Raw genomic sequence first — 14,047 nt, 5'->3', positions numbered from 1 at the left:
AGCAACACAATACGAATGAAGATTGTTTTAATAGGTGCCGGAAACCTGGCCACCCACCTTGGCAAGGCCTTGAAAGAAGCCGGACATGACATCTGCCAAGTGTACAGCAGGACGTTGGCGTCGGCCAGCGTGTTGGCCCAAGCCCTCGGTAGCGACGCCACCGACGACCTAACCCTACTGGCAGACGATGCCGACGCGTATGTCATCTCGGTAAAAGACTCGGCCTTAGACCAAGTGCCCGCAACGGCCTGCATGGGCCGAGGGAAAGGCGTGTTCTTGCATACGGCGGGATCCATACCCATGGAGGTGTTCAATGGCCGTGTGCCGCACTATGGGGTGCTCTACCCCATGCAGACCTTCTCCAAGGCCGCCGAAGTGGACTTCTCCGTCATTCCCACATTCATAGAGTATAACGACGACGTGGCGGAGAAAACCATCAAGGCCTTGGCCAACTCCATCACGCAACGGGTCTACACGCTGTCCTCTGCCGACCGAAAGTACCTTCACCTCTCGGCGGTGTGGGCATGCAACTTTGTGAACCACTGCTACGACATCTCTTCCAAGATTCTCGCGGCCCACAACGTGCCCTTCGACGTGATGTTGCCCCTCATCAACGAGACGGCACGCAAGGTGCAAACGCTCTCGCCCCACGAGGCCCAAACGGGTCCTGCCGTGCGCTACGATGAGAATGTGATCAACGCGCAAACGCAGCTGATGGCCGACTCGCCAACATGGCAAAAGCTCTACAGGCTTCTCTCGGAGAGCATACACGAAACACATAAGGGTCAATGATACAAAAAGGGAGTTCGATGAACTCCCTTTTTTGATGATTATAACTTATGGCTCTGGGATCTAATCGGTGATCAGAGCGTCAGAACGGTCGCATTTTTCTTGCGCGTCAGCTCGGATGCGAAAAGCAACACCACAAAATAGCCCAAGAAGGGGATGAGGAATGGCAGGCTCTGCATGCCTGTGGCGTCGGCCACAACACCCATGAGCAGGAAGCCGCAACCACCGATGGGAGTCATCATCAGCAGCGACGAGGCGCTCTTCGTGAGGTTGCCCAAGCCACGCAAGGCCAACGAGAAGATGGTGGGGAACATAATGGCTTCGAAGAGATAGTTGCACACGAGGGCCACCATCGACACGGGGCCCAGGTTGAGAAGTACCAAGCCGATGCACAACACGCTACCTACGGCACAACCGAAAAGCATGTGCTCGGCCTTGACACGTCGCATAATCCAACTGCCCAAGAAACGTCCTACCATGAAGAAGGCCAACGCTATGGTGAGGACAATGGACGCGAGGTTGTCGCTCATCCAACCCTTGCCCGTGACATAATTGATGAAATAGCTATTGATGGATATCTCTGCAACCTCATAGGCCAACAGGGCGAACAGTCCGAAAACGAACATGGGATGGTGCTTAAACAGCTTCTTGATGCGCGTGCCCTGCTGACGGTCCTCCTCGGTCTCGGCATGTTTGATCTCGGGAAGGTTGACACGCGAGAATACAACGGCAATGATCAGCACCAAAACGCCAAGGATGGAGTAAGGCAGCACAATATCGTTGGCCTGGCTATCACCACTGAAGAGAAACTGACCGACGAAGAATGTGGCAGAGAGCGATCCCAGGCCGTTGAACGACTGCGAGAAGTTGAGTCGTGCCGTCGAGGTGTCGCGATCGCCCAACTCCGTGACATAGGGATTGGCCGCGGTCTCCAAGAACACCAGGCCACAACCAATGATAAACAGGGCGCCTAAGAAAGCGTAGAACGTTCCGGCCAAAGCGCTGGGAATGAAAAGGAACGCGCCAATGGCAAACAGCATCAAACCAAACACCACACCTAGGCGATAGCCTCGGCGATTGATGAACCATCCGGCGGGAATGGCCATGAGGAAATAGCCCAAATAGGTAGTGACCTGAATGAGCGACGACTGGGTGATGCTGATGTCGAGCTCGTTCTGAAAGTGTTTGTTCAGCACATCGAGGATGGCGCGGGCAAAGCCCCACAGGAAGAACAACGACGTAACGAGTACGAACGGAAGAAAATACTGTTTGTTAGTTAATGACTGACGACTCATAATATAATAATTAATACGAAAGGGTCTTCCCCATGAGGACACTTCCCACACAAGGAAGACCCTATGAAGAAGGGCGGCATGCATGGCCGCCTAAAGTTTATTTTTTTGCGGGTTCAATGATTTTCCACACCAGCGCAGCCAGTGCGCCGCCCACCAACGGACCAACGATGAAGATCCAGAGGTTGGCCAAGGCCGAACCTCCCTGGAACAGGGCTGGACCAATGGAGCGAGCGGGGTTCACGGATGTGCCCGTGTAGCGAATGCAAGCCAAGTGGACAAGCACCAGCGATAGGCCAATGGCCAAGCCTGCGAATTTGTTGGTGGCACCATTGGTCTTGGCGGTGGCGCCCACCACGGCGGCCTGATTGCCAATGGGAGCGCATCCCAATGAGACGGCGGCGCCACAGCCCATAAAGACAAGCACCATAGTGCCCACCATCTCTGCTAAATACTTTTTCATAAACTCTTAGTCTTGATAATAATTGGAATCCTATTCTTAATAGTAACGTAAGAATTTACATATTATTACATTTTTATGTTCCCAAGCCATTCGTCGGTGCCTAGCCTACCCTTGTGCTCCTATTGGAACGACACGTTACGCCTGTCCACTCTCCAGGATTTGCCTCAGGAGATAGGTGGCGTTTTGGTTCTTCGCAACACCAGGGGTTACCTTATAAGAATAGGTGACACGCTCACCCAATTCGATTTCAAAACAATAGTTGTGGAACCGTGAGGGTTCACGGTCGGCCATCTCGGAGAGTTTGAGGTCATGGGTGGCAATGATGCCGGCCACATCCTTATGACTGATGGCCTCAAGAAACATGCGACTGCCATTGAGCTTATCGGCCGAATTTGTGCCTTTCAGTATCTCATCGAGGATGATGAGCGTGGGCAGGGGTTGCCCATCATGGCCCACGACATTGTGGCCGCAAAAGGCGATGAGTTGCTTGAGCCTCAACAGTTCGGCGTTGAAATAGCTGATGCCGCGACTGAGGTCGTCGCTGGTTCGCATGCTGGAGAAGAGTTTGAAGCGACTGACGGACAGGCGCTCGGCAAACACAGGCATACCGGTCATGGCCAACACATAGTTGACGCCGATGGCTCGCAAGAAGGTGGACTTGCCAGCCATATTGGCTCCTGTGACAATATAGAAGTTGCGGTCTTCGATGCGGAAGTCGTTGCGCACGGCCTTCGCACCCAAGAAGGGATGCCACAGACCGCGAGCCTCAAAGGTCAGCGTGCTGGTGGCCACCTGTTCGGGCCATACCGTGGCGGGGTGGTTGTATCGAAGGGTGGCCACGGTGACCTCCACATCCTTGCGAACCATGCGATCCATCCACGCTTCCACCTCGTCGGCGCCCTGCTCGCGCCACTTGGCAAAACGCCTGACGACAAGCATGTCGCTGAGGTAGAACGAGTCGGTGAGCAACAGGCCAAGGATATTGCCACGCTTATCGAGATCGTTGAGCAAGCCATTCAATTGAGAGAAGGATGGGATGCGGGTAGGCGTCAGAAGCGAGATGACCGACACCAACTGGCGCATCTGCCCATGCAGGCGATCGAGAGCGCCCCCAATGTGGCGTAAGTGAGCGTTGCACAAGGCATAGGCCAAAAAGAAATGGAGGGTTCCCCACCACATGGGCAACATGGCGTCGACCCGCCCCATCACGGCCGCAATCACGCTAACGAGGAAGGCCACCACATCGATCCGCACCAGCAACGCCATCCAAGGCGACGTGAGGAAAGCGGGAATAGGCAACTGAAGAACAGCCATGAGCGACTGACGGATAGCCTCCGTATCAATCTTGCCCCGGGATCCCTTGGCGACAAACGCCATGCGGAACGACACATCGGCTGCCAAACGATCGATTTCCTCAGGCGTGGCGCCAATCGGCTGCAAGTCGCGAAGCCGCTGGGCCAGGGCATCACTGCCTCCCGTCGACACCGTTCGGCATATGCGCTGGTACAGACCGTCGGAGCCAAACAGGTCGAGGTCGAAACTGAAAGCATGATGGGCATCCACATAACGGGCGCCATCGTCGAAAGCGCCATGGTCGCCACATTGCGCCTGGGCTTCACGCTCGTAGGCCGTGCGAAGGTCTTCCTCATCGCGTATGCGCTCATCATTGCGCACATCGAGCCTACGCACAGCCAAGTAGACCACCAGCGACACGAGCGAGAGGCCCACCTCTGTCATGCGCCAACCACAGTGGCTCGTTTGTGTGGCACCCACCATAAGGGCGAAAAAGACTATGAAAGCCACTATTTCGACCACAACAAAGCCACGGCCACGCGCCCGTAACGCGCTCACCTGTCTGTCATAACGCTCCGCATGAGCGGTGTAGAACTGTTCAAGAGTCATCGGCAAAAGGATTGGGGTTACGGCTGGTCATTGGTTTCTACCACCTCATTCTCAGGCAACAGCACGGCGCCCACCTGCTTCTTGCCATCCATCATGATGCGCAATGGGCGGTCGAAGCGCACATGGCGCACCAATGCCGTCTCTTCCACGGCAGGCATCTGGTCGAGAATTTCCTTACGGAACAAGCCTCCCTCACCGGGGCGATTGGTATCGATAGTAAAATAGCCCACACCAAACGACGTGAGGTTCTGGAAGAAATGGGTGCCCTGACTGGGATCGACACGATAGTTGCGAAGCACCAACTCGACGATGACACGCGCGGCAGAGATATGGGGCCACTTGACGGGCACGCCAAGCCACGAATCGCTGGAGCCCCAACGGCCGGGGCCCACAAGCACATAGTTGCGGCCCTCGTCGAGGAATTTCTGGTTGATGCGCTCTATATCGGAAGCCACGGCGGGATTGTGCATCGCCGTAAACTGGTCGTCGTACTTCACGTAAACCACATCGGTCACATCGTCGCTGATGCCATGGCCCAACGAGTTGTTGCTGCGCAACAGGCACTCTTCATCGGGGAGCGCCGCCACATCCTCCACAAGCGTCTGCTTTGAGTCGACTATGGGGCGGATCTGCAACAAGTAGAACTCACCGGTCTTGTCGGCATTGAGGTTGCAAGCAAACTCGATCTCAACGGGCCGACGCATGGCCTCTGCTCCATACTTCATCGACATCTGGAGTATCTGGGGCAAGGGGAAAACGTCGTGTTGCAACACACCGCAGAAGGATATGATCTTTCGCCCACCCTCATAGAGACCGTCACGAATGACCTGATCATAAGGGTCGAAGGTCGAGGCGATATATTGCAACGAGCCTTCCTTGTCGGCTTCCTTCACCTTGAGCTTGAGGATATTGAATCCGTCATCAACCTTGAAATCGGCGCCCACATGCTTCATGTCGAGCGCATAGAAGTGGGTCTGGGTCTCACGGAGAGCTATCTCCATCTCACTCATCTGCAACACCTGGGCGGGATGGTAGGGCGACACGCGCAGGGTCTGTCCACCATCCACAATATACTTGCCAAGGCCCAGGGCCAACGAGGCGATGCCCTCCTCGGCCGTCTCGTCGCCTATGGGGTAATAGTTGAGACTGCGAAGCACGCCCGATATGTTGGGGTAATAGTGATCGCCATAGCTCTTGCCCACCACCTCCTGAAGGATGACGGCCATCTTCTCCTGATCGATGACATTGCTTGTGGCAGTCATGTATGCTTTCGAGTCGCGATAGTACACAGAGGCGTAGACACTCTTGATGGCAGCGGCCAACATGTGGAGCATCTCGTACTTATCCTCCAGGTAGGGAATCATATAGGTGCTGTAAATACCGGCGAAAGGCTGGTAATGACTGTCCTCAAGGAGCGAGCTGGAACGGATGGCGATAGGACTCTTCGTGGCTTCGAAGAAGGTAAAGAAGTCGTCGATGTAACTGTCGGGCAACTGAGCACGGAGGAAGTGTTGCAGGATGACATCGTCGGGGGCGTCGCTCAAGGCAATCTCGTAGAGGTTGTTTTGCTCCATGAACTGGTCGAAGACATCGGTACAGAGCACCACTGTCTTGGGTATGCGCACGCTGGCCCCGGGGTACTGATTGAACTGGGGATGAGTCTTCACCACGTTGTCGAGGAAAGCCAAGCCACGGCCCTTGCCGCCAAGCGAACCGTCGCCAATGCGGGCGAAATGGGCATACTTGTCAAACTTACCACGGTCGAACACGGCCACCACACCAATATTCTTCATGTGACGATACTGCACGATGGCGTCGAAGATAATCTGCCTATGGGCATCAACATCCTGCAACTTGTGCCAAGTGACGTGTTTCAGGAAGTTGGCCACGGGGAAGATAGCGCGAGCCGTGAGCCAACGACTCATGTGGTTGCGTGAGATGTGATAGAGCATGGAGTCGCGCGGTATCTTGAAGATATTGTCCTGCAAGTCTTTCAAACTACGGATGCGTGTGATGACGGCATGCGTCTTCGGGTCGCGGAAGATGAAGTCGCCAAAGCCCATGTGCTCCTCCAACAAGTGGCGTAGGTCGACACTGAGCATCTTCGAGTTCTTATCTACAAAGCGGAAGCCCTCGCGCTCAGCCCGTTCACGGTTAGCCGACTCGGAACTCTCCATGATCAGCGGCAGGAACTCGTCCTCACGACGAATGGCCTCAAGCAACTTAAAGCCGGCCTCGGGGTCTTTCTCGAGCGACGAGGCGCCAGCGCCCACGATCTGCGAGCGTTTGGTGGAATGGTAAGGGAAGCGCACATCACTGATGACACCTAAGCAATTGTTCTTGTAGCGCTCATAGATGCCCAACGCCTCCTCGTAGGTTCGAGCCAGCACCACCTTGGGCCGGCCACGCATACGAAGGTTGGCGGCATGACGGTTGAGGGCCTCAGTGGAGAAGTTCTGACTCTGTTGCAAGATGTAACCATACAGATTGGGCAAGATGGAACTGTAGAAGCGGATGGAGTCCTCCACCAACAGGATCATCTGCACACCCGCCTCCTTGATGTCGTGCTCCAGGTTCATCTTGTCCTCGATAAGCTTGATGATGGACATGATGAGGTTGGTGTTGCCCAACCAACAGAAAACATAGTCGAAGATGCTAAGGTCCTCGTCTTGCATGCGGCGCGTAATGCCATGCGAGAAGGGCGTGAGCACCACGCAATGGATCTCAGGGAACTTGCCCTTGATGGCGCGCGCCACGGTGAAAGCATCGTTGTCGGCTGTACCGGGCATACAGATCACCAAGTCGATCTTGGTGGTGGCCAGTACCTCCTCAGCCTCGGCGATAGTCGACACCTGCGTGAACGTGGGCGGATAACGAAGCCCAAGCTCCATGTATTCGTTGAAAATCTTCTCTTCCACGCGGCCATCGTCCTCGAGCATAAAAGCGTCGTAGGGATTGGCCACGATGAGCACATTGTAAATGCGACGCATCATCAAGTTGACAAACGTCACATCTTTTAGGATAAATTTATTCCACTCTTGCGGTATTTGGCTCTCCATGATAATATTGCGTAAGATTGACGCCGCTAAGTTACCACTTTTATTTCAGCCCACAAAAGCATTCAGAAGAAAGATCATAATCAACAAACATGCGACAAGCCTTCCGCAGCCCTCCATCCGCCCAGTGGGCACCGGAAGGAGCCACCACAAGAGAAGGGTAAAATAGTAAGTGCTCGTACACTGTGCGCACCATAACTTTGCTAAGTATCGGCTTTGCTACGAAATGGGGTCATGGCAAGCAGGACGAGTAGACCTCCCAAACAAGTCGAAGTGTCGACGATGGAAGAACGACATACGGAAACAACATATAGATAAGGTAGGAATTGGCAAGACGCTCAGCCCTTCGTGAGGTCGCGAACAACCACGAAAACACACCCCAAATCGACCTTGCGGAATAAATTACAAAGGGCACAAACATACGTTATCGCACACAAACATTAAAAAATAACAAAATGCAACCGAGGGCAATAAATTTTTCCAAAAACATTTGGAAGCTATTGAATAAAAGACTATTTTTGCGATGTCAATCATGACATAATGAAACGCGAAGGAGGAGCCAACCTTATTAACCTTTAACATTAACATGCGACAAACGGGCAAAACCGCGACCGCAAAGAACTATTACTACTATGGAAGTTGAAAAAATTATGCAGCAACTGGAGCAGAAGCATCCAGGCGAGTCTGAATTTTTGCAGGCTGTTCGTGAAGTGCTCATCTCAGTAAAGGACGTCTACAACCAGCATCCCGAGTTTGAGAAAGCAAAAATCATGGAGCGCATGGTGGAGCCTGAGCGCATCATCACCTTCAGAGTACCATGGGTGGACGACAAGGGTGAAGTGCAGGTCAACATCGGCTACCGCGTGCAGTTTAACAGCGCCATTGGCCCATACAAGGGTGGTCTGCGCTTCCATGCATCGGTGAACCTCAGCATCCTGAAGTTCCTCGGCTTCGAACAGACATTTAAGAACGCACTCACAACTCTGCCCATGGGCGGTGGCAAGGGTGGCTCAGATTTCTCACCTCGCGGCAAGAGCGACGCTGAGATCATGAGATTCTGCCAGAGCTTCATGCAGGAGTTATATAAATACGTAGGTCCCGAGACCGACATCCCCGCTGGCGACATCGGCGTAGGTGGACGCGAGATCGGTTACCTCTTCGGTGAATACAAGAAGTTGACCAGCATGTTCAAGGGCGCTACCCTTACAGGTAAGGGCCTGGAGTACGGCGGCAGCATCCTGAGACCTGAGGCTACAGGTTACGGAGCTCTCTACTTCGTTCACCACATGCTCGACACACGCGGCATCGACATCAAGGGCAAGACCATCGCCGTTTCTGGCTTCGGCAATGTGGCTTGGGGTGCTGTGCAGAAGGCTACCCAGCTGGGTGGTAAGGTCATCACCATCAGCGGACCCGATGGATACATCTACGATCCAGACGGCATCAGCGGTGAGAAGAACGACTACATGTTGGAGCTCCGCTCAAGCGGAAACGACATCGTGAAGCCTTACGCCGACAAGTTCCCCGGCTCTACATTCTATCCTGGCAAGAAGCCATGGGAGCAGAAGGCCGACATCTATCTGACCTGCGCTACCCAGAACGAGCTCAACGGCGAGGACGCACAGAAGATCCTGGCACAGAAGCCTGTTTGCGTGGCCGAGGTGAGCAACATGGGTTGCACAGCAGAGGCTGTGGAGGCTTTCGTGAAGGCCGAGCAACTCTTCGCACCGGGTAAGGCCGTCAACGCTGGTGGCGTGGCAACGTCGGGCCTCGAGATGAGCCAAAACATTATGCGATTGCAGTGGAGCGACAAGGAAGTCGACGAGAAGCTGCACTTCATCATGAAGAACATTCACGAGCAGTGTGTGAAGTATGGCACAGAGCCTAACGGATACATCGACTACGTGAAGGGCGCCAACATCGCCGGCTTCATGAAGGTGGCCAAGGCCATGCTTGCACAGGGCATTGTGTAAGAAGGGCAACTGCCATCGCGTACAAACCATAAATATTGTGAAATATAGAAGAGTACTATTTTTAGGAATCATATCAGTAATAGGTCTTACCCCTGTAGAGGCACAAACTCATAGGGGTAAGGCCTCTTATTATTCAAAAAGGGCGACAGGTGCGCGCACCGCAAGCGGCGAACGACTGCATCACGACAGTCTGACGTGCGCCCATCGCAAGTATCCGTTTGGCACACTCCTGAAGGTGAAGAACGTGTCGAACGGCAAGGAAATCATCGTCAAGGTGACCGACAGAGGCCCCTACGGACGAGGGCGAATCATCGATCTCAGCTATGGCGCCGCAAAAGCCTTGGGCATGTTGTCGCAAGGTGTTGCCATGGTGGAGGTGAGGCGGACCGACGGCCCCAACCCACCCTATCGCATGGACGAGGTGGAACGCGGACTACCCGACTTCGAGTTTGACTTTTCCAAGGCGGCCTACAGCTTCATAGACGACTGGAAAGGTAACGAAGAGGAGGTGGACCATGGAATGACCGAAGAGGAACGTCTCATGGAAAAGAAAATGCCTACTGCAAAGCAATCGCAGGAAAAACGGCAAAAAATACTCGCCCGACACAACGCCAACCTACATGCAACGGGCGAAAGCGGCGAGAAGGCGCAAAGCACCTCCCACACCCCAAAGCATCAGGCACCCAAAGCCGCAACTCCACACCCCGCAAACAAGCACTTAGCTGCCACGAAGGGCGGCAAGCAACAAGCCCATAAGGCCAACGAGAAAAACAAGGAGAAAGACCCCACATTCTGGAGCAGCGTCTTCGACGACGTGAAGAAATGGTTCGGCGACGGAAAGAACAACGACTAATCCCCAATCGGCACGCATGCCGATTGGGAACCCCGAATTGGTCTACACACAACTTCATCATAAAAAAGCAAATGCGCTGAGAACTCAAAAGAGAACTCAGCGCATTTTCGATATATAACAGGGACGTTGTACCTTGCGGCACAACTTGCAACTACCTTATTTTACAGTCGGAATGTTAAACTCGGTCACCTTAGAGATATGAGTGTTTCCTTGAATGACACTCACGCAAAACTTAGCGGATCCATTCTTCAAACGACCATCGGCCTTGACCATGGCCGTATAACGGATGCCCTTACCGGGTTGAATCTGCTCCACGTGCATGTTGGGCGACACGAAGATATGCTTGTTGCCTGTAGCCTCAACCACCGTGGGTTGGATGTCGTAGACCGTTCGCGGACCACGGTTCATCACCTCAAAGATAATCTTGCAGAGCTCTCCGCGCTCTATCTGCCCGTTCTGGTTGGCGTCTACGAAGCGAGCGTTTACGACCTCAAGCGTAGGAGTGAACGAAAAGCCCTGAGCCATCTCGTCCACACCCGACTGCAACGGCATGGTGGTCTCAGGCTGCTGGGCGGTATAGTCGCCCGTGTAGTCAGAGGAGTTGAAATCATAGATGCGATCGTCGCCACTATTGGTAGCATCGAAACCACTGCCATAAGTGTCGTCGGTGGGCACATCGTTCCAGTCGGAATGCGACGCCACATCGCCCACGCCGTTCTCAGCATGGCGACGATGGGCACGCGAAGCCGCACGCTCAGCTTTATCGCGCTTATACTGGTCCAGTTCCTCTTGCTGCTTTTGGTCTTTGGCCTGGCCGATGGCGCCACCCACGATGGCACCGCCCGCCATACCCACAATGGTTCCAATATCCGAGCCACGCGGACCACCGGCTATGCCGCCAATGGCTGAGCCCAAGACACTACCCAACGTGGTGCCGGTGTAAGCACCGGCACCCGCGTAAGTATCGCAACCACTAAGCAAGAGAGTGGCTGCCATCATGACTATGATTGGCTTTTTCATAAACCTTTATCTTATTAACCTTTGGCAAAGATACAAAACAACTGCCAAAAGCAAGGGCTCAAATCCCTAAAATCGAATAGGGAAATCCCCACAATCGCTCCTTTACAAGCAATTGCCCCCAGGGCTACCCCCACACTTCCTCCACGATCTCGCGCACAAGGGCCAACTTGGCCCACTGTTGCTCCTCGGTCAGTTTGTTGCCAATCTCGCACGAGGCGAAGCCACACTGCGGACTCAGGCTAAGACGCTCAAGCGGCACATACTTGGCGGCCTCGCGGATGCGGGCAATAACCGTCGCCTTATCCTCTAACACAGGCGACTTCGTGGTGATGAGTCCCAATACCACGCGTTTCTCGGGCGTGACCAGCTTGAGCGGCTCAAAGCCTCCCGAGCGTTCGTCGTCGTATTCCAGGTAATAGGCATCCACATTCTCCTTCGCAAACAGCCAGGGGGCCACAGGATCGTAGGCTCCCTTCGTGGCGTAGCATGAGTGGTAGTTGCCACGGCACACATGGGTGTTGACGGTCAATCCTTCGGGCTTGTCCCCAATGGCGAGGTTGTTCACCTTGAGGTATTGGAGGGCTTCATGCTCAAGGGTGAACCCTGAGCCTGCCATCGACTTCCAAAAATCATCGTCGACAATCATGCCCCACGTGCAATCGTCGAGCTGAACGGTACGGCAACCGGCCGCATACACCTCATGGAAAAAGGTGCGATAGGCTGCGGCGATATCCTGTAGGAGTTCTTCGGTGTTGGGATAATACTCGCGCGTGTTGCGGGTGTTGTCGCCACGAAACAGCTCGGCCAGAAACTGTGCGGGGGCGGGAATGGTCAACTTTGCCTCAACACCATCCTCCTCAAACTGCTTGACATACAGGAAATCTTGGATAAACGGATGGTTCTCGCCCGAGATCCTGCCCGTGAGGTGCAGTGAGCCGTGGGTGGTCTCCTCTCCGTGGAACTGGTAACCATGGTCGAGCTCGATGTGCTCCACCCCGTTCAATCCCCACATAAAGTCGAGATGCCAATAACTACGCCGAAACTCTCCGTCGGTGATGTAGTGCAAGCCGCACGCCTTCTGCTTGGCCACTACGTCGGCAATCTCGCGGTCCTCAACCTCACGGAGCGTCTCGGTGGAAATCTCACCAGCCGCAAAACGAGCACGTGCTTCCTTCAACGCAGCGGGACGAAGATAACTGCCTACGGCTTCAAAATGTGTGTTTCTAAGGGTACTCATAATCTTGATTTGTTTGAATTGTTATTGAATGATGGGCGCAAAATTACAAAGCAGACATTTAATCACCAAATATTCTTGCGTATTCGGAAATATTTCCTAATTTTGCTGTTATAACAAATGTTTCTCAGAATATTATTCTTCCGAAAATGACAAATCAAGAATCGCTCGACGAGACAGACATCAAGATCCTGAAGCTATTGCAGCAGAATTCTCACATGACAGTAAAGGAATTGGCGGCGCGGGTTCACCTGTCCACATCGCCCACGTTCGAACGGCAAAAACGATTGGAGCGCGAGGGATATATCAAGCGCTACACGGCCGTGGTCGACCATCACAAGATGGGACACAACGTCATCGTGCTATGCAACATTCGACTCAAGCAACACACACACGACTTGATTCAACAATTCATGGACACGGTTCAATCGATAGACCGAATAACGGAGTGTTACAACACCACCGGCGACTACGACTTCCAAATCAAGGTGTATGCGCACGACATGAAAGACTACCAAGACTTCATGCTCAACACCCTGGGAAACATCGACTGTATAGGAAGCCTGCACAGCATTATCGTTATCGGAGAGATAAAGGACTCCCATTACATTCCCGTAAGCAAAAAGAGATAAGCGCCAAGCGACACCAATACTCCAAGCGTTGCTTCACACCTAAAGGGGGCGCCTCACACACGTAGCCTCATGCCAAGGCCTCTCCCTACGTTGCCAAAAAGCTCAACAAACTATACATCAATCTACATTGTTGTTTTCAACCAACGCCCATTGTGCCTCCAAATACGCGATTCTCGCACATTTTTGTAACCACCTCACGGTCAGAACGTTATCACACAATAGCATTATTCCGCACACGACCACCCACAACAAGCACTACGAAAGATGCCTTTTCGCATTGCGAAACATGCCCAACGGCAGCGCGAAAGACGCCAAACGGTGTCTCGGTTAGGCATGTTTCGAAACTCGAAAGATGCCTAACCGCAAGCGGTAATCTCACTTGGGACGTATCGAAAGGGCAAAAACGACTTTTCCGCGCTCTATTTCGCGCAAAAATCCAACACAACTTTTCCACCAAATATCCCTACAGCACCAAATGGTCTTACGGGTGCTTACCATGTCATAAGAAGGGTGCAGTGGCGGCGCCATCATTGTGAACGAGGAGAATTCCACATGAGTGTCTGCACTGAGAATGATGACGAGAAGGTTTGGAATACGGAAAGACTGTTCCTTACATTATAATATGAATGCTATGCTTTTGAAGCAAATTAACCTTAATTCCGCAACACTATAATTTAACTTTATTTATAAGTTCCTGAGCAACAAAAAGTTGCCCAGGATTTTGCCATGTCAGAATTTTCACTTATCTTAGTGTTGCAAAAAGAAAACAAGCAAAACTCTAATATGACATGGCAAAAATACAAATTAAATCTGAGAAACTCACACCTTTTGGA

General features: G+C 53.1%; 10 protein-coding genes. 4 read left to right on the top strand and 6 right to left on the bottom strand.

All coding sequences use genetic code 11. The features are described from left to right. The first annotated feature begins 15 nt into the window (after positions 1 to 15). Entirely contained in the window at positions 16 to 792 is a 777-nt protein-coding gene (locus KM934_RS07935; protein WP_215760085.1) for a Rossmann-like and DUF2520 domain-containing protein, read from the top strand. Positions 793 to 863: 71 nt separating this feature from the next. Here the strand turns inward: KM934_RS07935 and KM934_RS07930 are convergent, their stop codons facing one another. The 4 genes from KM934_RS07930 to KM934_RS07915 all read right to left on the bottom strand — a co-directional run bounded on the left by KM934_RS07930 (position 864) and on the right by KM934_RS07915 (position 7,505). Beyond that, positions 864 to 2,084 (bottom strand): sugar MFS transporter, encoded by a 1,221-nt coding sequence (locus KM934_RS07930; RefSeq protein WP_215760084.1) that lies wholly within the window; start codon positions 2,082 to 2,084, stop codon positions 864 to 866. Between the two features lie 97 nt (positions 2,085 to 2,181). Then, a complete protein-coding gene (locus tag KM934_RS07925; protein ID WP_215760083.1) occupies positions 2,182 to 2,544 on the bottom strand; it encodes an aquaporin in 363 nt (120 codons plus the stop codon). Between the two features lie 135 nt (positions 2,545 to 2,679). Further along, positions 2,680 to 4,446 (bottom strand): MutS-related protein, encoded by a 1,767-nt coding sequence (locus KM934_RS07920; RefSeq protein ID WP_215760082.1) that lies wholly within the window; start codon positions 4,444 to 4,446, stop codon positions 2,680 to 2,682. Positions 4,447 to 4,463: 17 nt separating this feature from the next. Next, positions 4,464 to 7,505, bottom strand: coding sequence for a PEP/pyruvate-binding domain-containing protein (locus KM934_RS07915; RefSeq protein ID WP_215760081.1), 3,042 nt, complete (start codon positions 7,503 to 7,505; stop codon positions 4,464 to 4,466). Positions 7,506 to 8,134: 629 nt separating this feature from the next. Between KM934_RS07915 and gdhA the strand changes: the two genes are divergently transcribed. Beyond that, the gene (gdhA, locus tag KM934_RS07910) at positions 8,135 to 9,475 is read left to right on the top strand and encodes an NADP-specific glutamate dehydrogenase (protein ID WP_215760080.1); all 1,341 of its coding nucleotides are present in this window, start codon (positions 8,135 to 8,137) and stop codon (positions 9,473 to 9,475) included. A 37-nt stretch (positions 9,476 to 9,512) separates the two neighbouring features. Beyond that, positions 9,513 to 10,328: a septal ring lytic transglycosylase RlpA family protein gene (locus tag KM934_RS07905; protein WP_215760079.1), complete on the top strand. Its 816-nt coding sequence runs from the start codon at positions 9,513 to 9,515 to the stop codon at positions 10,326 to 10,328. 156 nt (positions 10,329 to 10,484) lie between these two features. On the opposite strand, the gene KM934_RS07900 is transcribed toward KM934_RS07905, so the two are convergent. Both KM934_RS07900 and KM934_RS07895 read right to left on the bottom strand, forming a co-directional pair. Further along, complete coding sequence (locus KM934_RS07900; RefSeq protein WP_215760078.1) at positions 10,485 to 11,348, bottom strand: glycine zipper domain-containing protein; 864 nt, start codon at positions 11,346 to 11,348, stop codon at positions 10,485 to 10,487. Positions 11,349 to 11,472: 124 nt separating this feature from the next. Then, on the bottom strand, positions 11,473 to 12,585 hold the full coding sequence (locus tag KM934_RS07895) for a 5-methyltetrahydropteroyltriglutamate--homocysteine S-methyltransferase (protein ID WP_215760077.1): 1,113 nt from the start codon (positions 12,583 to 12,585) through the stop codon (positions 11,473 to 11,475). A 146-nt stretch (positions 12,586 to 12,731) separates the two neighbouring features. Here KM934_RS07895 and KM934_RS07890 point away from each other — a divergent pair, with 146 nt between their 5' ends. After that, a complete protein-coding gene (locus tag KM934_RS07890) occupies positions 12,732 to 13,214 on the top strand; it encodes an Lrp/AsnC family transcriptional regulator (RefSeq protein ID WP_215760076.1) in 483 nt (160 codons plus the stop codon). Positions 13,215 to 14,047: the final 833 nt, after the last annotated feature.

This window comes from Hallella faecis, assembly GCF_018789675.1.
Lineage (GTDB): Bacteria > Bacteroidota > Bacteroidia > Bacteroidales > Bacteroidaceae > Prevotella > Prevotella faecis.
The sequence above is the reverse complement of the archived record's forward strand: the minus strand, read 5'-3'. Positions and strand labels throughout refer to the sequence as shown.